The organism is Cellulosimicrobium sp. RS, from assembly GCF_046159675.1.
In the GTDB taxonomy this organism is placed as follows: domain Bacteria; phylum Actinomycetota; class Actinomycetes; order Actinomycetales; family Cellulomonadaceae; genus Cellulosimicrobium; species Cellulosimicrobium funkei.
The window spans coordinates 175,934-197,347 of the sequence record NZ_JBJXVU010000011.1 but is presented as its reverse complement, the minus strand read 5'-3'; the positions used below and the strand labels follow the sequence as shown (position 1 = coordinate 197,347).

General features: G+C 74.6%; 18 protein-coding genes, 1 tRNA gene and 1 riboswitch. Of the genes, 4 read left to right on the top strand and 15 right to left on the bottom strand.

Annotated elements, in window-relative coordinates; all coding sequences use genetic code 11:
* Positions 1 to 54: 54 nt before the first annotated feature.
* Positions 55 to 537 (bottom strand): helix-turn-helix domain-containing protein, encoded by a 483-nt coding sequence (locus ACI769_RS16990; protein ID WP_009866253.1) that lies wholly within the window; start codon positions 535 to 537, stop codon positions 55 to 57.
* 113 nt (positions 538 to 650) lie between these two features.
* Complete coding sequence (locus tag ACI769_RS16985) at positions 651 to 1,403, bottom strand: TenA family protein (RefSeq protein ID WP_021483086.1); 753 nt, start codon at positions 1,401 to 1,403, stop codon at positions 651 to 653.
* Positions 1,394 to 1,522, bottom strand: a riboswitch (TPP riboswitch). It overlaps the preceding gene by 10 nt.
* 86 nt (positions 1,523 to 1,608) lie before the next feature.
* Between ACI769_RS16985 and ACI769_RS16980 the strand changes: the two genes are divergently transcribed.
* Both ACI769_RS16980 and ACI769_RS16975 read left to right on the top strand, forming a co-directional pair.
* Entirely contained in the window at positions 1,609 to 2,535 is a 927-nt protein-coding gene (locus tag ACI769_RS16980) for a VOC family protein (protein WP_061268676.1), read from the top strand.
* An 84-nt stretch (positions 2,536 to 2,619) separates the two neighbouring features.
* Entirely contained in the window at positions 2,620 to 3,015 is a 396-nt protein-coding gene (locus ACI769_RS16975; protein ID WP_085387467.1) for a glyoxalase/bleomycin resistance/extradiol dioxygenase family protein, read from the top strand.
* A gap of 42 nt (positions 3,016 to 3,057) precedes the next feature.
* Here the strand turns inward: ACI769_RS16975 and ACI769_RS16970 are convergent.
* The 10 genes from ACI769_RS16970 to ACI769_RS16925 form a co-directional block, all read right to left on the bottom strand.
* Positions 3,058 to 3,134: transfer RNA gene (locus ACI769_RS16970), tRNA-Leu, on the bottom strand.
* Between the two features lie 152 nt (positions 3,135 to 3,286).
* Positions 3,287 to 4,777, bottom strand: a complete 1,491-nt coding sequence (locus ACI769_RS16965; protein ID WP_043656236.1) for an NAD(P)/FAD-dependent oxidoreductase — start codon at positions 4,775 to 4,777, stop codon at positions 3,287 to 3,289.
* Positions 4,778 to 4,968: 191 nt separating this feature from the next.
* Complete coding sequence (locus ACI769_RS16960; RefSeq protein WP_085387466.1) at positions 4,969 to 6,375, bottom strand: hypothetical protein; 1,407 nt, start codon at positions 6,373 to 6,375, stop codon at positions 4,969 to 4,971.
* The gene (locus tag ACI769_RS16955; protein WP_034651541.1) at positions 6,375 to 6,707 is read right to left on the bottom strand and encodes a PadR family transcriptional regulator; all 333 of its coding nucleotides are present in this window, start codon (positions 6,705 to 6,707) and stop codon (positions 6,375 to 6,377) included. Before ACI769_RS16955 ends, ACI769_RS16960 begins: the two co-directional genes overlap by 1 nt.
* Before the next feature lie 210 nt (positions 6,708 to 6,917).
* Positions 6,918 to 7,952, bottom strand: a complete 1,035-nt coding sequence (locus tag ACI769_RS16950; RefSeq protein ID WP_409142016.1) for an exopolyphosphatase — start codon at positions 7,950 to 7,952, stop codon at positions 6,918 to 6,920.
* Between the two features lie 21 nt (positions 7,953 to 7,973).
* Positions 7,974 to 8,501, bottom strand: coding sequence for a DUF501 domain-containing protein (locus ACI769_RS16945; RefSeq protein ID WP_232322731.1), 528 nt, complete (start codon positions 8,499 to 8,501; stop codon positions 7,974 to 7,976).
* 41 nt (positions 8,502 to 8,542) lie between these two features.
* Positions 8,543 to 9,364 (bottom strand): septum formation initiator family protein, encoded by an 822-nt coding sequence (locus tag ACI769_RS16940; RefSeq protein ID WP_232322730.1) that lies wholly within the window; start codon positions 9,362 to 9,364, stop codon positions 8,543 to 8,545.
* Between the two features lie 192 nt (positions 9,365 to 9,556).
* Positions 9,557 to 10,843, bottom strand: a complete 1,287-nt coding sequence (gene eno / locus ACI769_RS16935) for a phosphopyruvate hydratase (RefSeq protein WP_021483383.1) — start codon at positions 10,841 to 10,843, stop codon at positions 9,557 to 9,559.
* A 207-nt stretch (positions 10,844 to 11,050) separates the two neighbouring features.
* Complete coding sequence (locus ACI769_RS16930) at positions 11,051 to 11,830, bottom strand: MazG family protein (protein ID WP_232322729.1); 780 nt, start codon at positions 11,828 to 11,830, stop codon at positions 11,051 to 11,053.
* Between the two features lie 124 nt (positions 11,831 to 11,954).
* Complete coding sequence (locus tag ACI769_RS16925; RefSeq protein ID WP_085387465.1) at positions 11,955 to 14,141, bottom strand: carbohydrate-binding module family 20 domain-containing protein; 2,187 nt, start codon at positions 14,139 to 14,141, stop codon at positions 11,955 to 11,957.
* Positions 14,142 to 14,399: 258 nt separating this feature from the next.
* Here ACI769_RS16925 and ACI769_RS16920 point away from each other — a divergent pair, with 258 nt between their 5' ends.
* A complete protein-coding gene (locus ACI769_RS16920; RefSeq protein ID WP_085387464.1) occupies positions 14,400 to 14,618 on the top strand; it encodes a PLD nuclease N-terminal domain-containing protein in 219 nt (72 codons plus the stop codon).
* A gap of 12 nt (positions 14,619 to 14,630) precedes the next feature.
* Here ACI769_RS16920 and ACI769_RS16915 read toward each other — a convergent pair whose 3' ends face one another.
* A complete protein-coding gene (locus ACI769_RS16915; protein WP_021483197.1) occupies positions 14,631 to 15,071 on the bottom strand; it encodes an adenylyltransferase/cytidyltransferase family protein in 441 nt (146 codons plus the stop codon).
* Between the two features lie 255 nt (positions 15,072 to 15,326).
* Here ACI769_RS16915 and ACI769_RS16910 point away from each other — a divergent pair, with 255 nt between their 5' ends.
* Complete coding sequence (locus tag ACI769_RS16910) at positions 15,327 to 16,031, top strand: hypothetical protein (RefSeq protein WP_085387463.1); 705 nt, start codon at positions 15,327 to 15,329, stop codon at positions 16,029 to 16,031.
* A 7-nt stretch (positions 16,032 to 16,038) separates the two neighbouring features.
* Here the strand turns inward: ACI769_RS16910 and mfd are convergent, their stop codons facing one another.
* A complete protein-coding gene (gene mfd / locus ACI769_RS16905) occupies positions 16,039 to 19,791 on the bottom strand; it encodes a transcription-repair coupling factor (RefSeq protein WP_085387462.1) in 3,753 nt (1,250 codons plus the stop codon).
* A gap of 110 nt (positions 19,792 to 19,901) precedes the next feature.
* Positions 19,902 to 21,245, bottom strand: a complete 1,344-nt coding sequence (locus ACI769_RS16900; RefSeq protein ID WP_232322728.1) for an oligosaccharide flippase family protein — start codon at positions 21,243 to 21,245, stop codon at positions 19,902 to 19,904.
* Positions 21,246 to 21,414 lie beyond the last annotated feature (169 nt).

Sequence of the window (21,414 nt, the reverse complement as noted above, 5' to 3'; positions counted from 1 at the left end):
CGGCGCGCACGGCGCCCGGCCCCCGCACGACACGCGGTGCGACGGGACCGCCGCTCAGGCCGCGAGGAGCAGGACGTCGCCGGCGCGCGCCGTCGGACGTCGGAGCGTCTCGGCGACGGGGAGGTCCCGCACGGGCTCGCCCACCGGGGCGACGTGCCGTGGCGCGGAGAGGGCACCGCGCTCTCGCGCGGAGGACAGCACGCGGACGGGCGCGAGCGGCCGCAGCTCCTCGCCCGTGCGGGCGACGAGGTCGACGAGGCGCAGGCCGAGGGCGCCGCACACGGCGGCGAGGACCTCGGACGACGCCTCCTTGCGCCCGCGCTCCACCTCGGACAGGTAGGCGGTGGAGACGCGCGCGGCGGCCGCGACGTCGACGAGCGTGCGCCCCTGCGCGAGCCGCGCCCGCCGCAGGATCCCCCCGATGACGTGGCGCAGGAGGGGCTCCGCCCGTCCGCCCGCCCGGGAGCGGGGGCTCGGCGTCACCCCGTCCGGCACCACGTCCGGCAGCGTGCCCGGCACCGCGCTCGTCGCGTCCATGCGTTCACGCTACCCGCGGCCCACCCGGGTGCCGAGGCACCCGGGTGGGTATCTGCTGCTGGCGTAAGGCCGGGCGCACGGCGCGACGCCGGCCGCGCGCCCGGCCGGACGGGTCACCAGCGCTCGAGCGACCAGGCCATCTGCCAGAAGCGGATCTCGTGGCGGCAGCTCAGCTCGAACGCGCGCTCCATGCGCGCGCGCTCCGCCTCGCCCGCGTCCGCGGCGAGCGCGTCGAGGCGGGCGCGCAGGTCCGTGAGGACGTCCTCGGTGCGCTCGGCCGCGTAGAACTGCCACCAGCCCGCGAGCGGGTGGTCGTCGCCGAGGGCGCCGGGCGTCGTCTCGCGCTCGCCGAGCCAGAAGCGCCGCGCGGACCAGATGTAGGTCCACGGGCACGGCAGCAGCGCGGCGAGCAGCACGCCGAGCGAGTCGCGGCCGGCCGCCGTCATGTGGTCGACGTAGGCCTGCGCGCTGGGCGCGAGGCGGTGCGTCTGCGCCTCCTCGTACGTCACGCCGAGGAAGTCGCACATCGCGTGGTGCGCGTGCGACTCGTCGTCGAGGAGGAAGCCGGCCTTGTCGTGGAAGTAGGCCGCCCACGACCGGTCGGGCGCGAGGGCCATGCCGAGGCCGTAGCAGCGCAGGTAGGCCGTGAGGTACTGGTGGTCCTGGCCCACGTAGTGGCGGACCGCGGCGGGCTCGACGGAGCCGTCGCGCAGCCCGGCCAGGAAGGGGTGGTCGTAGAACGTCTCGAAGAGGTCCGCGTACCGGCGGGCGAGGTCGGCGGTGAAGCCGGTCTCCTCCTGCCGGACGAGCGCGGTCGGGTCGTCCGCGAGGACAGGGTTCAGGGTGATGGCAGCAGGCGTCGTCATGCCCACGTTCCTCCGCTCGTGCTAGCGAGATCAGGTTCGACGGGTCCGGGCGGCCGTACCGCTCGTCTCAGTCCCTCGGCCCGGGCCGTGGCCCGGGCGGGACGCCCCGCGTGGTTCGCGCCGACCCTAGCAAGGACGGCGCCGGTGCGGGAGCCCTCGCCACGGTGTGGGAATATAGTTGTAGCGACAACAAGTTGGAGAAGACATGACCACGAGCACGCCGGGCGCGCCGACCGACCGCCTCCTGTCCCCGTCCACGAGCATGGACGCCGTCACGCTGCGCGTGGGCGACCTCGAGCTCATGACCTCGTACTACACGGGCGCGTTCGCCCTCGCCCCGCTCGAGGAGCGGTCGCGCGGCGCCGAGGTGCACCGTGTGCTGGGCCGCGGCCGCACGCCCATGCTGCGCCTCGTGCACACGCCCGGGCTGCCGCCCGTCGACCCGCGCCAGGCCGGCCTGTTCCACACGGCCTTCCTGTTCGACGACGGCCCGAGCCTAGCCGCGACCGTCTACCGCGCCGCGCAGGACCGCCGCGGCACCTTCGTCGGGTCGAGCGACCACCTCGTCAGCGAGGCGTTCTACTTCACCGACCCCGAGGGCAACGGCGTCGAGCTCTACACCGACCGCCCCCGCGAGACGTGGGTGCGCGAGCACGGTCAGATCCTCATGACGACGACGTTCCTCGACCCGAACGCCTACCTGCGCACGCACCTCGACCAGGAGACGTTCGACGCCGGCCCCTCGCTCGCGGGCCGCGTCGGTCACGTGCACCTGCAGGTGGGCGACGTCGCGACCGCCCACGCCTTCTACGTCGACGCCGTCGGCTTCGAGGCGACGCTCACCGGGTACAGCGGGGCGCTCTTCGCGTCCGCGGGCGGGTACCACCACCACGTCGCGATGAACGTGTGGAACAGCGCGGGCGCCGGGCCCCGCGCCGCGAGCCTCGGGCTCGGCGACGTCGCCGTCACGGTGCCGGGCCGCGAGGACCTCGACGCGCTCGTCGCGCGCCTCCGTGCCCGCGGGCTGGAGCACGCGGACGACGGCCGCTCCGTCGTCGTGCACGACCCGTGGGGCACGCGCGTGACGCTGTCCGTCCCCGGCACCACGACCGAGGAGCTGCTCGCGCGCTGAGGCGCGGCGCCCCGGGCACGGGGCGCGCGGCCGGGGCACGAGGCGCACGATGGGAGGACCCGCCGAGCGCACCGAGGAGCGACCGTGTTCCGCAGCCTCTTCCCCGTCCTCACCGTGGCCGACCTCGACCGGTCCCTCGGCTTCTACCGCGACCTGCTGCGCGGGACGGTCGAGTACGCGTTCCCCGACGACGGCCCGCCCGTCTACGTGAGCGTGCGCGTGGGCCGGTCGCCGCTCGGGCTCGGGCAGGGCGACCCGCCTCCGGCGGACACCCGCGTCGTGCTGTGGGTGGACGTCGACGACTGCGACCGCGCCGTCGAGCACCTCGCGGCCGCGGGCGTGCCCGTCCTGGAGCCGCCCGCGGACCAGCCGTGGGGCGAGCGCGTCGCGCGCGTACAGGACCCGGACGGCACCGTCGTGATCCTCGGCCAGGAGGCCGCTCTCCCGGCCAAGCCGGAGGGCCCGACGGGGCTGTCCTAGCCCGGGGAGGCCTGGCGCCTCGGAGCCGACCGCCCGTCGGCATGGTGCCCCCACCGGGACTCGAACCCGGAACACGCCGGGTTTAAGCCGGCCGCCTCTGCCAGTTGGGCCATGGGGGCGCGGGCCGAATCTACCGCGCGCGCGGCGCTCTCCGGGCCCGTCGGCACGACGGCCGCCCGCCCGGGACCTGGACGCGACGAGGGGCGAGCCGCACGCGCGGCTCGCCCCTCGTCGTCGGGCACGACGGCCGGGCCGGGGCCCGGCCGCGACCTCAGGAGGCCTTCGCCGCCGGCGTCCGGTCGTCGGCGTCGACGGTGCCCGCACCGGACTCCGCCGCGGCCGCCGAGCCCTGCGCGGTCTGCTTGACCGGGTCGCCGTCCTTCTTGGGCGGGACGGACGCGGCGCGGAACTCCGCGCGCGGGTCGTGCAGCGAGCCGAGCGACACGAGCTCGCGGCCCATGAGGAACTGGCCGATCCAGCCGATGAAGATGCGGATCTTGCGGTTCCCCGTCGGCATCGCCATGACGTGGTAGCTGCGGTGCATGAGCCACGCGAGCGTCCCGCGGAGCTTGAACACGCCGAACAGCTCCGCGACGCCCTTGTACAGGCCCAGCGACGCGACCGTACCGACGCTCTTGTGGCGGTACTCGACCGGCGGCTCGCTGTGCAGCTCGAGCGCGAGGTTGTCGGCGAGGCGCGTGGCCTCGCGGATGGCGTGCTGCGCGTTCGGCGGGCAGAACTTGCCCGGGTTCAGCACGTCCGGGACGGCGGCGCAGTCGCCCGCGGCCCACGCGTTCGGCACGACGTTGCCGTCGGCGTCCGCGACCTGGAGCGTCGGCAGCACGGTGATGCGGCCCAGCTTGTCGACGGGGAGGTCGGACGACTCCTTGAGGACCGGGTTCGCCTTGACGCCCGCGGTCCACACGATCGTGTCGGAGTCGAACTCGACCCCGGTCGACGTGACGACGTGGCCGTCCACGCACGACGACAGGAACGTGCTGAGGTGGAACTCGATGCCGCGCTTCTTGAGCTCGTCGAGCGCGTACTGCGCCATGGGCTCGCTCAGCTCGGGCAGGATGCGGCCCGCGCCCTCGATCATGACGAAGCGGAGGTCCTTCTCCTCGATCGTCGCGTAGTTGCGCGTCGCGTAGCGGGCCATGTCCTCGATCTCGGCGAGCGCCTCGATGCCCGCGAACCCGCCGCCGACGAACGTGAACGTGAGCATGCGGCGACGCAGCTTCTCGTCCCACGTGGACGACGCGACGTCCATGCGGTTGAGCACGTGGTTGCGGACCGCGATGGCCTCCTCCACGTTCTTGAAGCCGATCGCGTTCTCCGCCAGGCCCGGGATGGGCAGCGTGCGCGACACCGAGCCGAGGCCGACGATCAGGTGGTCGTACGTGACCGAGTAGTCGTCACCCTCCTCCGGGTGGATCGTCACGCGGCGGTCCGTGTGGTCGATCGAGACGACCTTGCCCTGGAGCACGTCGACGCCCTTGAGCGCACGGCGGTGCGGCGCGACGACGTCGCGGCCGTCGATCGAGCCCGCGGCCGCCTCGGGGAGGAACGGCGCGTACGTCATGTACGGGCGCGGGTCGACGACGACGATCGCCGCCTCGCGGCGACCGAGCTTCTTGCGCAGCCGGCGGGCGGCGTACAGACCCACGGAGCCGCCGCCGAGGACGACGACGCGGGGCACCTTGCGGGGCCGCGGCGAAGCGGTCTGGGCACGGCTGACCGAGGTCAGGTCATTCTGAGGCATGGTTCCAGAGTATTACCGGTTGCGGCACAGGCGAGCCGGAGCGTCCGCCTGACGGGCGTGACGCGCCCCACGCCGCGCGGACGGACGGGGGCAGAGGCGGGCACACGCGGGCAGAGGCGACATTCCGCAGGGCCCGGGACCGGGGTGGTGCGCCGCCGTCCGCCGTCGGCGCACCACCCCGGGCCTGCCGGTCAGCCGATCGCGCCGACGACGGGCGTCGGGCCGGTCGGTGCGGGCGGCACCCCGCCCGCGGGCGGGGTCGCGGGGGCCTCCTGCGACGGCGCCGGGTCACCCTCGGCCGGCTCGTCGGCCGGCGCGTCGCTGGCCCCGCCCGTGCCCGACGACGTCTCCCCCGCCCCCACGCTCGACGGCACCGCGGTCGGCGCCTGGAGGAACGGCCACGGCATGTCGCGCGTGCGCGTCCCCGTCGCCGGGACGGGGCGGCCGTCGCCCTCGGGGTACTCGACGTCCTCCTCGGCGACCGCGCGCAGCGGGTAGACGTTCCACCGCTCGCGCCCGTCCGTCGCCAGGGCGGGCTGGAAGTACCACGTGCCCTCGACGTCGGGCACCGCCCACGCCCCGGAGGCACCTTCCTCGGTGATCGTGCGGACCTGGCGGCCGCGGTCGTCGAAGACCTGGACGTCGCGGAGCGGCTCGCCCGCCGCGTCGTAGACGAAGAGGTTGGACACCTGCGCGCCGTCGACCCACACGCCCGCCGTGCCCGGGGAGTCCCCGCTCCCGAACGACACGCTGCTCACCAGGCCGCTGCTCGCGTCGCTGCGACCCTGCTCGTAGCCGCGGTCCCACGCGTACGGGCTCGACGCGCCGGCGGCCGCGGCGTGGAGGACCAGCGGTGCCGCGACGACCGCGGCCGCGACGGACAGCGGGCGCACGACCTTCGGCAGCCACGTGGTGGGCAGCCATCGGCCCCTCCCCCACTGCACGCTCACCACGACCGCCGCGAGCACCACGAACCGCGCCGACAGGTCCGGAGGCAGCATCGCGATCTCGTACCCGCCGAACATCCAGAGCAGGAGCGTCGCCACGACCCAGCCGCGCAGGATCCACCACGCGGGCGTGAGGGCGCGCAGGAACTCGGCCGTCGAGGCCCACTGCGGCGACGTGGTGACGGGCTGCCACCCCGCGCGCCAGTCCGCCGCGAGCATCGCGCCGAGCCCGGCCAGCCGACGGCGCAGCCCGGGGCGCGGGCCCCGCGCGGCGCCCGGGGCGACGGGAGGCAGGCCGGCCGCGGTGCGCAGCTCGGCGGCGTACTCGGCGGGCGGACCGAAGAACGCGACGAGGTCGAGGCCCGTGTCGTCGAGCGCCTCCGCGCCAGCCGCGCCAGCCGCGCCCGCCGCGCCGGCCGGAGCGCCGTCGGACGACGCCGAAGCGGGGGCTCGGCGCGGGAGCGCGCCGGGCGCGTCGACGACCGCCTCGGCGAGGTCGGCCTCGAGCCCGTCGGCGAGCTCCTCGACCTGGTCGGGGCGCAGGTCGGCGAGGTGCGCGCGCACCTGCTGGGCGTAGGCGTGGACGTGCCCGTAGAAGGCCCGTCCGACGGGCGCGCCGGCGGGCGGCTGCGCGGGGGTCGTCGTGCTCATCAGGCGGCCACCTCTCCGGTCCGCAGCAGCGCGGACACGGTGCCCGCGAACGTCTGCCACTCCTTGCGGTGCAGGTCGAGCATGGCCCGGCCCTGCGGGTTGATCCCGTAGTACTTGCGGTGCGGCCCGGCGTCGGACGGCACGACGTAGGTGGTCAGCGCCCCGCCCGCGTACAGGCGCCGCAGCGTCCCGTACACGGACGCGTCCCCCACGTCCTCGAGCCCCGCCGCGCGCAGGCGCCGCACGACGTCGTACCCGTACCCGTCCTCGGCCTCGACCGCGGCGAGCACCGCCGCGTCGAGCACCCCCTTGAGCAGCTGCGTGGTGTCCATCCGTCCCTCCGTCGGGCGTGGCCCCGGTCCGTCCCGGTGCTCGGCCACCGGGATCACGGGATGCACACTACCGCGCGATGCGCAGTACCGTGCACACGACACGCCCCTCGCGCGGACACGCCGGAGCCCGGGCCGCGGGCACCGGCGTGTCCGGTGCCGCGACGCCGGGCTCGGCGGTCGGGCAGGAAGGGCCGTCGGGGCGGCCCCGGGTCAGGCGAGCGACCAGGCGATGCCGTCGAGGATGTCGTGCTCACTCGTCACGACCTCGGTGAGCGACCCGCCCGCGGCGGCGACGTCGTCGCGCACGCGGCGCACGACCTCCGACCACACGAGCGCGCCCGCGCCGATGACGTCGACCCGCCCGGGGTGCATGAACCCCAGGGCGGTGCGCTCGGCGCGCGTGCGGTGCAGCAGGTCGTCGCAGGCCGCGAGCACGGTGTCGACCGGCAGCACGGACCCGTTGATCCGGTCGCGGTCGTACCGGGCGAGGCCGAGCGCGTGGGCCGTGACCGTCGTGACGGACCCGGCGAGCCCGACGAGCGTCGCCGCCTGCCCGAGCGGCACCACGCGGGCCGCGTCGTCGAGCGCGGCCCGCACGTCCGCACGGGCCGCCTCCTCCTCCGCGGGGGTCGGCGGGTCGGAGCGCAGGTGCCGCTCCGTCATGCGCACGCACCCCACGTCCATCGAGTACGCGGCGTCGGGCGTCGTCGTGCCGCGCACGAGCTCCGTCGAGCCGCCGCCGAGGTCCACCACGACGTAGGGGCCGGGGCGCACGGCCGCGACGGTCGACGTCGCCCCGCGGAACGACAGCGCCGCCTCCTCCTCGCCCGAGACGACCTCGGGCTCGACGCCGAGCGCGTCGAGGACGCCCGCGACGAACTCGTCGCGGTTCTCGGCGTCCCGCGTGGCCGACGTCGCGACGAAGCGCGTCCGCGTCGCGCCCAGGTCGGCGATCACCTGCGCGTAGCGACGCGCGGCGTCGAGCGTGCGCGCGAGCGCCTCGGGGGCGAGGCGGCCCGTGCGGTCGACGCCCTGGCCGAGCCGGACGACCTCCATGCGGCGGTCCAGGTCGACGAGCGTCCCGGCCTGCGGGTCGACGTCGGCGACGAGGAGGCGGATCGAGTTGGTGCCGCAGTCGATCGCCGCCACGCGCGAGGCGCCGGGCGGGACGGGGGCGGGCGAGGTGGCCGGCGCGGTGGTCGCGCCCGGGTCCCGGGTGAGCGGAGAGGTGGAGCCAGAGGTCATGCGTCCAAGCGTGCCACGCGGTCAGCAGGTGCAGCGGTCGGGGCGCCACACGTCGCGCACGCGCTCGAGCGCCTCGTCGCCCAGCGGGTTGACGCCCGGGCCGGCCGCGAGCGCGTGGCCCACGAGGACGTGCAGGCACTTCACGCGCGTGGGCATCCCGCCCGCCGAGATGCCGTCGATCTCCTCGACGTGGCCGAGCGCCTCGCGCTGCGCGAGGTAGTGCTCGTGCGCGCGCCGGTAGGCGGCGGCGAGCTCCTCGTCCTCGGTGAGCCGCTCCGACATCTCCTTCATGACGCCGTTCGCCTCGAGCGTCGACGCGGCCGCGACCGCGCCCGGGCTCGTGAGGTAGAAGGTCGTGGGGAACGGCGTGCCGTTCTCGAGCCGCGGCGCCGTGCGGACGACGAGCGGACGCCCGCACACGCACCGCGCGGCGATGCCGACGACACCGCGCGGCGTGCGCCCGAGCTGTTCCGCGAGCGTCTCGAGGTCGCGCTCGGAGACGACGGCGTCCGGGTCGTCGGCAGGGATGGCCAGGCGGGCGTCGGGCACGGGACTTCCTTCGGGTCGGTCGGCGGCGTCGGGACGACGCCTCACCCATTCTCCCCGCTCGGCGGAGCGTCCTCGTCGCCGGCCGGTTCCTCGCCCGCGGGCGCGGTCCCGTCGGGCGTTCCCGCGTCGTCGCCCGCGGACGCGCGCGGACCGCCCGCGACCTGCACCGACTCCCAGATGGCCTCGTACCAGGGCGTGCCCTCCTCGTACCCCCGGACGGGTCCGTCCGTGATCGTCCGCCCGGTCTGCGGGTCGGTGTCGTCGACGACCGTCTCCGGGTCGAGCACGCGCCACGGCCGCTCCCCCGGCATGACGAAGTTGAGCCGGTCCCGCGCCTCGCGCTCGACGTACGCCTGGTCGTCCCAGCGGGCGAGCTCGGCCTCGAGCTCGGTGTGCTCCGCCTGCGCCTGCTCGAGGCCGGCGCGCAGCTCGCGCAGCTCCCCCGTCTGGTTGACGTACGCGCGCAGCGTCGGCAGCAGGAGCACCGCGGCGAGGAGCACGACGACGGACAGGACCAGGGTCCGGACGGTCACCACCTCGGGCAGGAGGAAGCCGTAGCGGCTCCGACGCCGGTCCTCGGGCGCCGGGCCGGCCGCACGACGCGTCGACGTCGCGCTGCTCGGTCGGGCGGCGGGGCGGCGCGCGCCGGACGACGACGGGGTCCGGGCGGTCGAGCCGCCGCCCGGGGACTTCGCCGAGGAGCCCGACGCCGTCCGCGGGGCGCCCGTGGACGCCGGGCGCGGGCTCGCGGTCCCCGAGGACGCGGAGCGCTTCGTGGGCTTCGTCCCGGACGTGCCGCGCGCGGGCCCGGAGCCCGGCCGCGCGGGGGCACCGGGGCGCGGGGGACGACGCGAGGACGGCATGCCCCGATTGTGCTGCCGCGAGACGCGGCGCGCCGGGAGCACGCGCGGTGCGCCCGCGAACGTGAGGCGATCGACACGACTTCTTCACCCGCCCGGACGCGCCGGAGCCCGGCGGGCCGACGAGCTGCCCTCCGGGCTCCGGGTGCCGGGTCACCCCGGCGAGGTCGTGCGTGACCGACGGTCAGCCGCAGGTCAGCCCTGCACCGTCCAGCGCGGGAACGCGCCACGGCCGGCGTAGCGGGCGGCGTCGTCCAGCGCCTCCTCGATGCGCAGGAGCTGGTTGTACTTGTTGATGCGCTCGCCGCGGGCGGGGGCCCCCGTCTTGATCTGGCCGGCGTTCGTCGCGACGGACAGGTCCGCGATCGTCGTGTCCTCGGTCTCGCCCGAGCGGTGCGACACCATCGCGGTGAAGCCGTTGCGCTGCGCGAGCTCGACGGCGTCGAGCGTCTCGGTGAGCGTGCCGATCTGGTTGAGCTTCACGAGGAGCGAGTTCGCCGCCTTGAGCTCGATGCCCTTCGCGAGACGCTCCGGGTTGGTGACGAACAGGTCGTCGCCGACGATCTGCACCCGGTCGCCGACCTCGGCGACGAGCTGCGACCAGCTGTCCCACTCGTCCTCGGACAGCGGGTCCTCGATGGAGACCAGCGGGTAGTCGCGCACGAGCTGCTCGTAGTAGGCGATCATCTCGGCCGGCGTCTTCGCGCCGCCCTCGAACTGGTACGCGCCGTCCTTGAAGAACTCGGTCGACGCGACGTCGAGCGCGAGCGTCACGTCGGTGCCCGGCGCGAAGCCGGCCTTCTCGATCGCAACGAGGATGAGGTCGAGCGCCTCGCGGTTGCTCGCGAGGTTCGGCGCGAAGCCGCCCTCGTCGCCCAGGCCGGTGGCCAGGCCCTTCTCCTTGAGCACGGACTTCAGCGCGTGGTAGACCTCGGCGCCGGTGCGCAGCGCCTCGCGGAACGAGGACGCGCCGATCGGGGCGACCATGAACTCCTGGATGTCCACGTTCGAGTCCGCGTGCGACCCGCCGTTGAGGATGTTCATCATCGGCACGGGCAGGACGTGCGCGTTCGGGCCGCCGACGTAGCGGTACAGGTCGAGGCCCGCGCTCTTCGCGGCGGCCTTCGCGACGGCGAGCGAGACGCCGAGGATGGCGTTCGCGCCGAGCTTGCCCTTGTTCGGGGTGCCGTCGAGGTCGATGAGGGCGGCGTCGATGAGGCGCTGGTCCTCGGCCTCGAAGCCGATGAGCTCCGGGGCGATGTCGTCGATCACGGAGTTCACCGCGCCCTCGACACCCTTGCCCAGGTAGCGGGACTTGTCGCCGTCACGACGCTCGACGGCCTCGAACGCACCGGTCGACGCGCCCGAGGGCACTCCGGCGCGGGCGAACGTCCCGTCGTCCAGGACGACCTCGACCTCGACGGTCGGGTTTCCGCGGGAGTCGAGGATCTCGCGCGCTCCAACGGCTTCGATGCTGGCCACAGGTGCTCCTTCGGGGCAGGGCTGCGGGCGCTTCGAACGGTGGTGGCGGACCCGGGCAGGGAAACCCGGGACGCCGCGTGCGCGCCCGCGACGATGGTGGGTTTACGACCACAGCCTAGTGCCCGGTTGTGACCTGCGCCGCTGCGTCCGGTCCGTGGGCCCCGGGTCGGGGACCTGCGCGTCGACGATCGGGACGAACGTCCCGCCTCAGCCCTGCGCCGCCGGGCCGGGCTCCGCAGGCGTCCCTGCCGACGTCTCGGCCGCGACGATCCGCGCCTCGACGCGCCGCAGCTCGCCCCGCAGCGCGGCCTCCGCGTCGAGCCCGTCGGCCTCCGCGCGGGCCACGAGCGCGAGCAGCTCGTGCCCGAGCCGCTCGTCCGGCGTCGGGCCGGCGCCGTCCTCGCCGACCGCACCCGGCCCGGTGCCCGACGGCGCCGCGAGCGCCGCGCCGACGACGTCGCCGAGGCCGCCGCGCCCGGCCCGGGACAGGACCTTCTGCGCGCGGGCGAGCGCCCCCTGCGTGTGCGAGATGCCCTCGAGCACCGACGAGCGCTGCTTCTCGGCCTTCTTGATCGCGTCCCACTGCCCGTGCAGGTCGGTCGCGTCGGCGTCCGCGAACACGTGCGGGTGGCGCCGCACGAGCTTCGCCGCGAGGTCGGCGGCGACGTCGTCGACGGTGAACGGGTCCGGCTCCTCGCTCGCGATGCGCGCGTGGAACAGCACCTGCAGGAGCAGGTCGCCGAGCTCCTCGCGCATCCCGGCGCGGTCGCCGGTCTCGATGGCGTCCGCGAGCTCGTGCGCCTCCTCGAGGAGGTACCGCACGAGCGAGACGTGCGTCTGCTCGCGGTCCCACGGGCACCCGCCCGGGGAGTAGAGGCGGTCCATGACGGCGACGACGTCGCGCAGCGGGTCGGTCGCGGTGCCGGGCGCGCGGTCGTGCGTGGGCTCGTGCGGGTCCGGGGCGGCCGAGGGCTCGGGGGCGGTCACCGCCTCATCGTAGGTTCGCCGGGCGCACGGTCACCGCCGGTCGAGCGTGCCGTCGCTGCCTGCCGCCAGCACGCGGTCGTGGCCCGGGCCGGGCCACGACCGCGTGGTGGGGATGGCGGAAGCGCTACGACCGCCAGGTGTCCGACAGCGTCACGGAGCCGTCGGCGCCGACCGTCGCCGTGCGGTTGCCGCCGCTCTCCCAGACGACGTTCCCGCCGCCGTCGCGCTTGACGTACTTGTACTGGAAGGTCGTGCCGGCCGGGAGGTCGACGCGCGCGGTCCACACCGGGTAGGCCGACGACGACAGCGGGACGCCGCTCGCGGGCGCCCAGGAGCCGAGCGCCGGGATGCTGCCGACGACGTGGACCGTCTGGCCCCACGTGGTGGTCGCGGTGACGGAGAACGACGCGTCGCCCTGCCCCTCGACCGGCCCGCCCGGCGACCCGCCGCCGTCGCACGGGTCGCCCGCCGTGACCGTCCCGCCGGAGACGGCGACCGCGGCGCCGGACAGGGAGTAGTCCTTGCCGCCGTTGCTGTCCCAGGCGCCCGAGCCGTTCGTGAAGGCGGCGGTGACGGTCGCGGCCGCGCCCGTCGCCCCGCTGGGCAGGCTGATCTGCCGCGAGACCCAGCCCGTGCAGGCCGCCGTCATCGGGACCCCGGGGACGGCGGTCCAGGCGCCCGTGCCGACCTTGTAGTGGACGTTGTACGCGTTCCAGCCCTTGTCGGTCGCGTAGTAGACGGTCGTCGTGCCGGCCGGGTCGACGGGCCCGGGACCCCCGGTGCCGCCGTCGCCGCGCGCCCCGACGTGGAGCGCGAGCGCCCCGTACGCGGGCACCGTCGCCGTGAAGGTGCCCGAGCCGGAGACGGTGACGGTCTTCGAGCAGTCCTTCGACGCCACGACGTCGCAGTACGTCCCGGCGGGGAGCGAGGTCTGGTAGGTGCGCGTCACGGCGTTCGCGGAGTTGTTGATCGTCACGTAGCCCTTGGCGCCCCGCCCGTAGGCGATGTGGTTGTTCCCGTCGTCCCACCAGCCCGTCACCGGGGTCCCGGCGACCGCGTTGTGGAAGCCGACCATGCCCGCGATCTCGGTCCAGCGCTGCGTGCAGACCCACGCGCTGTCGGCACAGCTCGCGTCGGGCACGGAGGTGGCGGAGGCGCCGGGCGCACCCGCGTCCTTGTCGCTCCACGTGTAGCCCGAGTAGACGCTCGGCGCGCCGTAGGGCCACGAGAGCATGAACGCGTTGGCGAGCCGGTACTTGGCGCCCCACTTGTAGTTCATCGTCTCGCCGTTGCGCTCGGTGTCGTGGTTGTCGACGAAGACGCCCGCGCGGTCGGAGGGTAGCTTGTTGTCGCCGATCGTGCGCAGGTCCTTGATCTGGCCGTCGAACCGGGACTTGAGCTCGCGCGCGTAGAAGAACTCGTGCGAGTCGCCGGAACCGAGGTACTCCGAGGGCTGGATCGGCTCGCCGCTCGCGCCGATGACCTCGTGCACCCAGAAGACGTTCGGGTTCGTGAGTCGCGCCTTGATCGCCGCGAGGTCCGCGGCCGGGATGTGCTTCGCGGCGTCGATGCGGAAGCCCGAGACGCCGAGCGACAGGAGGTCGTTGAGGTAGCCCGCGATCTTGCCGCGCACGTAGTCGGAGCCCGTCCGCAGGTCCTGGAGCGAGACGAGGCGGCAGTTCTGGACGTTGTACCGGTCGCCGTAGTTGCTGATGTTCGACCGGCAGTCGTTGAAGTCGTTCGGCCCGTACGGGACGCCGGGGAAGCTGTCCACGGAGTAGCTCGTCCCGCCGGTCCCGGTGCCGGACCCGGTATCGGCGCCCGCCGTGTGGTTGACGACCGCGTCGACGATCACGCCCACGCCCGCCGCCTTGCACGTGCTCACCATGCGCTGGAACTCGGCGCGGGTGCCGAGCTTGGACTCGAGCTTGTAGCTGACGGGCTGGTAGGAGGTCCACCAGGCCGTGCCCTGGATGTGCTCCTGCGGCGGCGAGACCTGGACGTAGCCGAAACCGGCCGGGCCGATGGTGCTGGTGCACTCGGCGGCCACGGAGTCCCACGTCCACTGGAAGAGGTTGAGGATCACGTCGCCCCGGCCGTTCGGGGAGTCGACGACGGGCGTCGGCACGGGCGGCGCGGCCGCGGCGGGTGCGGCGAGCGGGACCGCGGCCAGCGCCGCGGTCAGCGCGAGAGCCGCCGAGGCGCCCGCCGCGAGGACGCGGCGCAGGCGGCCGCCGCGCGGGCGGGCGAGGCGTCCTGCGGGGACGGGGATGGGCGCCGGGGGTCCAGCGAGGTCGGTGGTGCGCGTCATTGCAGCTCCTTCGAGGATGCGGCCGCCCCTCGCTCGGCGTCGAGCACGGACGGGCCACGCGGTGATGACAAGCGCCCCGGGGTGGCGGGCGCGACCGGCACCTGCGGCTTTGCAGGATGTTTCCGGATGTTGCTGCAACCTTACAGAGACCGGCGCGGGCTGTCACGACCCGTGTCGACGGGTCGTGCGGACGGGTCGTGCCGGTGCGGCGGCGGCCCGGACGGCATAGCGTCGGAGGACGAACCGAGAGGAGACGCCATGGGAACCAAGCGCCGGTGGAAGGACCTGACGACGGGTCAGCGGATCGCCGTCGGGGTCGTGGGAGCCGCCCAGGTCACGCTCACCGCCGCGGCGTACCGGGACCTCGTGCGTCGGCCGGCGGAGCAGGTGAACGGGACCAAGCTCGCGTGGGGCCTCGCGCTCCTCGTCAACTGGGTCGGGCCCATCGCCTACTTCCTCGACGGCCGCAAGAGCTGACCGCGGGAGGGCTCAGCCCTCGACCGTGAGCCCGGCCGTCGGCTCCAGCAGCGTCAGCGCGCGCCGCAGCGCCGTGCTCGACGTGTGCACCGTGTAGGGGAAGTAGACGACCTCGACGCCCACCTCGGCGAAGCGACGCTCCAGCTCGGCGCCCTTCGGGGTGCCGCGCCAGTCGTCGCCCTTGAAGAACACGTCGAACGGGCGCTGGCGCCAGGTCTCGAGCTTGTCGGGCTGGGTCTCGACGAACACCTCGTCGACGAACCGGACGTGGCGGACGATCTCCGCGCGCTCCGTGACGGGGACGACCGGGCGCCGGCCCTTGGCGAGCTCGAGCATGTCGTCGTCCACGACACCCGCGACGAGGTAGTCGCACTCGCTGCGGGCGTGCCGGAGGACGTTGAGGTGCCCGACGTGGAACAGGTCCCACGCACCGGGGGCGTACCCGACCTTCATGCCCGTCCTCCCGTCCTCGGCCGCGCGCCCCGCACGGCGAGGGGGCCGCGTCCAGGCTAGGACCGGGAGGAGGCCCGCAACCACGCCCTGCGAGGGTGAAGAAGGCGGCCCACCGGGTGAATTGTGGGCTCGACGAGCGCGTGGGAGCGCACCCGCCCGCCCGCCCGGCAGGGGCCCGATCGCTGCGTGCTACCTTCGGTCGGTCGCCTTTCCGGACGACGTCCCCGCGCACCGGAGGGAGTGCCGACCTCAGTCATGCCGTCCCAGGTCCTCACCGTGTGCACCGGGAACGTCTGCCGCTCCCCCACCGCCGAGAGGCTGCTCAGCATCCGCAGCGACACGAGCGTCACGGTGTCGAGCGCCGGGACGCACGCGCTCGAGGGAGCACCGCTCGACGAGCCGATGGCGCGGCTGCTGACGGCACGCGGCCTGGAGGCGTCGACGCACACCGGGCGGCAGCTCACGGCGGCGATGATCGAGCAGGCGGACCTCGTCCTCACGATGTCCCGGGCCCAGCGGGCCGCCGTCGTCACCCTCGTCCCCCAGGCCGTCCGACGCACCTACACGCTCCTGGAGCTCGCCGCGCTGCTCTCGGCGATCGAACTGCCCGTAGACCCGGACGAGAGCGACGCCGACCGCATCGCCCGCCTCCCGGAGATCGCGAGCGCCCAGCGCGTCCGGACGATCACCCCGCGCACGCCCCTCGACATCCCGGACCCGCACGGCCGCTCCGAGCGGGCCTACCGGCAGGCGTTCACGACGATCGACACCGCGGTCGCGGCGGTCGCCCGCGTCGTGCACCCGCCCGCCGCCCGGCGCCTCGAGTGGTCCCCCACCCTCACCGAGCGGGGCGCGCGCACGCCGCCGTTCCCCGGCGGCGGCGACGGCACCGACCCCACCGGGCGCGGCGGCAGCAGCTCCCCCCGGCACGGCGGCCGGCGGAGCTGGCGCCTGCGCTGACCGCGCGTCAGCGGGCCGACGACGTCCCCACCGTCGCGGCCGCGCTCACCTCGCCGAGCACCACGGCGTCGATGAGCTGGCGCGCCCAACCGAGCACCTCCGCGCCGCGCAGCGGACGGCCGCCGATGCGTGCCGTCGTCGGGTACGGCACGAGGATCGCGCGGATCGCGGGCTTGAGCAGCGTGCCCGGGTAGAGGCGCTTGAGCCGCAGCTGCGCCGACTCGGGGAGGTCGACCGGCGCGAACCGGATGAACTTGCCCTGCGCCGTGACGTCCGTGAGCCCCGCCCGGCGGGCGTGGTTGCGGAAGTCCGCGACGTCGAACAGCGCGGACGCGACGTCCGGGAGCGCCCCGTAGCGGTCGACGAGCTCGGCCCGCACCTCGGCGAGCTCCGGCGCGTCCGCCGCGGCGGCGATCTTCTTGTACGCCTCGAGCCGCAGGCGCTCGGTCGCGATGTAGGACTCCGGCAGGTGCGCGTCGACCGGGAGCTCGATCGAGACCTCCGGCTGCTCCTCGGGCCCGTCGCCGCGGTAGTTCGCGACGGCCTCCCCCACCATGCGCACGTACAGGTCGAACCCGACGCCCGCGATGTGGCCGGACTGCTCCCCGCCGAGCAGGTTGCCCGCGCCGCGGATCTCGAGGTCCTTCATGGCGACCTGCATGCCTGCGCCGAGGTCGGTGTGGGCCGCGATCGTGGCGAGGCGGTCGTGCGCGGTCTCGGTGAGGGGCCGCTCGGGCGGGTACAGGAAGTACGCGTACGCGCGCTCGCGCCCGCGGCCCACGCGGCCGCGGAGCTGGTGGAGCTGGGACAGGCCGAGCATGTCCGCGCGCTCGAGGATCAGCGTGTTCGCGTTGGAGATGTCGAGGCCCGTCTCGATGATCGTCGTGCAGACGAGGACGTCGAGCTCCTTCTCCCAGAACGCCCGGATCACCTGGTCGAGCTGGTGCTCGTTCATCTTGCCGTGCGCGACGCCCACGCGGGCCTCGGGGACGAGCTCGCGCAGCCGCGCCGCGGTGCGCTCGATCGTCTCGACCTTGTTGTGCACGTAGAACACCTGGCCCTCGCGCAGGAGCTCGCGGCGCAGCGCCGCGGCGATCTGCTTCTCCTCGTACGCCCCGACGTACGTGAGGACGGGGTGCCGCTCCTCCGGCGGGGTCGCGAGCGTCGACATCTCGCGGATGCCCGTGACGGCCATCTCGAGCGTGCGCGGGATCGGGGTCGCGGACATGGCGAGCACGTCCACGTTGGTCCGCAACTGCTTGAGCGTCTCCTTGTGCTCGACGCCGAACCGCTGCTCCTCGTCGATGATGACGAGGCCCAGGTCCTTGAACCGCACGCTGCCCGTGATGAGGCGGTGGGTGCCGATGACGACGTCCACCGTCCCCTGGGCCAGCCCGTCCACGACCTCCTCGGACTCCTTGGGGGTCTGGAAGCGCGACAGCGCCTTGACCGTCACGGGGAAGCCCGCGTACCGCTCGGAGAACGTCTCGAGGTGCTGCTGCACGAGCAGCGTCGTGGGCACGAGCACCGCGACCTGCTTGCCGTCCTGGACCGCCTTGAACGCCGCGCGGATCGCGATCTCCGTCTTGCCGTAGCCGACGTCGCCGCACACGAGCCGGTCCATCGGGACCGTCTTCTCCATGTCGGCCTTGACCTCGTCGATCGTCGCGAGCTGGTCGGGCGTCTCGACGTACGCGAACGCGTCCTCCAGCTCGCGCTGCCACGGCGTGTCCGGGCCGAACGCGTGGCCCTGCGTGGCCATGCGCGCCGAGTACAGGCGGATGAGCTCACCCGCGATCTCCTTGACGTGCTTGCGCGCGCGGGACTTCGTCTTGGCCCAGTCCGACCCGCCCATCTTGTTGAGGCTCGGAGCCTCGCCGCCCGTGTACTTCGTGACCTGGTCGAGCTGGTCCATGGGCACGAAGAGGCGGTCGCCCGGCTGGCCACGCTTGCTCGACGCGTACTCGATCACGAGGTACTCGCGCGTCGCGGCGTTGCCGCCCGTGCCGAGCGTCCGCTGCACCAGCTCGACGAAGCGGCCCACGCCGTGCTGCTCGTGCACCACGAAGTCGCCCGCCTTGAGCTGGAGCGGGTCGACGACGTTGCGACGCCGGCTGGGCATCTTGCGCATGTCGCGCGTGCTCGTGCCGGCCCGGCCCGTGAGGTCGGCCTCGGAGAAGACGGCGAGCCGCAGCCCCGGCGCGACGAAGCCCTTGCCGACCATCGCCGGCGTGACGAGGACGATGCCGCCCTCGGGCTCGTCGTCGAGCCGCGGCACGAGGCGCGCGGGCGTGTCGGCCGCGCCGAGCTGCTCGACCATGCGCTTGGCCGGCCCGTGGCCCTCCGTCGTGAGCACGAGCCGCCAGCCCGCGTGCTGCAGCCCGCGCACGTCGTCGAGCGCGCGCGCCACGTCGCCGCGGTAGGACTCGACGTCGCGCGCGCCGAGCGTGAAGGTCGGCACGCCGTCGGCGCTCTCGCCGACGTGGGCGGCCGTCGTGCCCGCGCCGCCGCTCGACGTGGCGGCGTCCGCAGCGGCGCTCCCGTCGGCGTCCGGCGGGACGTCGAGGTCGGGGTTGTCGAGCGCGAACGACGACAGCGTCCACCAGCCCAGACCGCGGCGCTGCGCGACCGCGCGCACCTCGGAGAACGTCTCGAACGACGCCGCGGAGAGGTCAACCGGCGCCTTGCCGCCCGCCACCGCGCCCGTCCAGGCCGCGGCGAGGAACTCCTCCGTGGTCGCCACCAGGTCGTGCGCGCGACGGCGCACGCGCTCGGCGTCGTCGACGACGAGGAGCGCGTCGTCGGGCACGAGCTCGAGCACCGGGACCATGCGGTCCACGAGCACCGGCGCGAGGGACTCCATGCCCTCGACCGCGACGCCCGCCGCGAGCCGGTCGAGCATCTCGGTCGCGCCCGGCAGGTCCTCCACCAGCGCGGCGGCGCGCGCCCGCACCGAGTCCGTGAGCAGGATCTCGCGGCACGGCGGCGCCCACAGCCCGTGCTCGGCGATCTCCAGGCTGCGCTGGTCCGCGACCGCGAACCAGCGGATCTCCGACACCTCGTCGCCCCAGAACTCCACGCGCAGCGGGTGGTCCTCCGTGGGCGGGAAGATGTCGAGGATGCCGCCGCGGACCGCGAACTCGCCGCGCCGCTCGACCATGTCCACGCGCGTGTACGCCGCCGCGACGAGCCGCTCCGCGACGTCGGTGAGGTCCGCCGTCGTGCCCGCGTGCAGCTCGACCGGCTCGAGGTCCCCCAGCCCGTCCACGACGGGCTGCAGGAGCGCCCGGACCGGCATGACGAGCACCCGGACGGGACCGGACGGGCCGACCTCCGGGTCCGGGTGCGCGAGGCGGCGGAACACCGCGATGCGCTTGGCGACCGTGTCCGCGCGCGGGCTCAGGCGCTCGTGCGGCAGCGTCTCCCAGCTCGGCAGCACCGCGACGACGTCGCCCAGCTCGTCCGGCAGGTAGGCGCGCACGCTCGCGGCCAGCTCGTCCGCGTCGCGCCCCGTCGCGGTGACCACCACGAGCGGGCGCGAGCCCGCGGCCCACGCCGGGCCACCCCCGCCGCCCGACGCCGGGGCGTCGCCGTCCGGCACCGGCCCCGTCGCGCGCGCCCCCGCCATCGCCGCGAGGAGCGGCGGGCGGACGCCGGCCGGGCCGACGACGTCGGCCTCGCCGCGGGCGCGCACGTGCTCGACCGCGGCCGCCGCGGCCTGGTCGGCGAGCAGCGCGGGCAGGATGCCGGTGAGGTTCATGGAGGTCCTTCGAGGAGAGGGCACGACGACGGTCCCGACCGGGGCGGGCGATCGGGTCCGGCGTCCACACTACGCGCGTGGACCCACATCGTTCCGCGCGCGGGCGTGCGTCAGGCCCCCGCCACCGGGGCTTCCTCCGAGCGCCCCGCCGCCGCGGCCCGCCGTCGGGCGCGCAGGTCCCGGGCGACCCAGATCGAGTTCGGCACCACCTGGAAGACGAGGATCGCGACCGCCGACCCGACGACCGGCCCGGCCGCGCCCAGCGGCTCGATGAGCACCCAGGAGAGCGCCACGTTGCTCACGGTCATGAGCAGGACGGGGACGACCTGGAACCGCAGGCCGCGCTCGTCGGTCATGTACATGCCCGGCGGGTAGTTGAGCGCCTGGACCGCGACGAGCGCGCAGTAGCCCAGGACCAGCGCGAGCGGCACGGTGATCTTGCCGTCGGCGACCACGTCCTGGAGGAACGGCAGGCACAGCGCGAGCACCGTCGACAGCAGCACGCCCCCGGCGAGGAACGCGAGGGAGATCCGGAACGGGCTCATCACCTCGTCGCGCGCCCGCGCCTGCGCGAAGTAGGGCCACATGCTGACGCCCGCCGCGATGATCGCCTGCATGACGAGCCCGAAGAGCTGGGTCGCGAACGTGTACTGCGCGAGCGCCTGCGTCGTGGACAGGTGGGACAGGAGCAGCCGGTCGCTCTGCATCGCGACCGGCATCGCGACGGACTGCACGAGCATCGGCACCGCGACCGCGGCCACCGGCACCCCGGGCACCGCCCGGCGCCGCGGGACGTCGCGGAACGCCCGGCCGACCTGGGGCGCGAGCAGGCGCGCCGCGACGCTCACCGTGATCGCCGACGCGAGCCCGGCCGCGACGTAGGAGACGAGGGCGACGTAGTCGCCGCCCTGCCCCTTGCCGACAAGGACGAGCACGACGACGCCGACGAAGAAGAGCGGCGACACGACGCCCTGGAGGAACGTCTGGAGCACGTTCTGCTTGAGCCCGATGAGGACCCGGATGCCGATCCCCAGCGGGAGCGACAGCCCGAACACGACGAGGCACAGCGTCGCGACGACGTCCCCGCCCGCGACGAGGCCGTCGCCCAGCAGGAGGGGCCACCACCCGAGGAGCTGGATCGCCACGCACACGGCGGCGATGATCAGGCCCGAGACGGTGAGGACGCGCAGCGCCGTCGTCAGCGTCCGGTGGACCCGCTCCGACTCGCGCGGGGACGACGCCTCCGCGATGGCGTTGATGACGACCGCGCCGATGCCCAGGTCGGCGAACGGCAGGAGGTTGCGCAGCCCGTTGAGCAGACCGTACTGGGCGTAGGACGCGACGCCGAAGTGCTCGATGATCAGGCGGCTGGTGACGATCCCGAGGAGCCCCGCCAGGCCCATCACGGCGACCTTGGCGCCGGCCGTCCCGGTCACCGAACGCCAGAGGCCCACTCGTCCTCCTCGTGCTCCCGGTGCGTCGCCCGCAGGCCCGAGCGCCGGTCCGCTGCCCGGAATTCACGATCTTAGGACCTTCTCCACGAGATCCGACCGTCGCGGGAGGGTGAATCCCGCCCGACCTGCGGCGTCCGTCCGGTGCGCCCGACTACGGTGGACGGCAGGG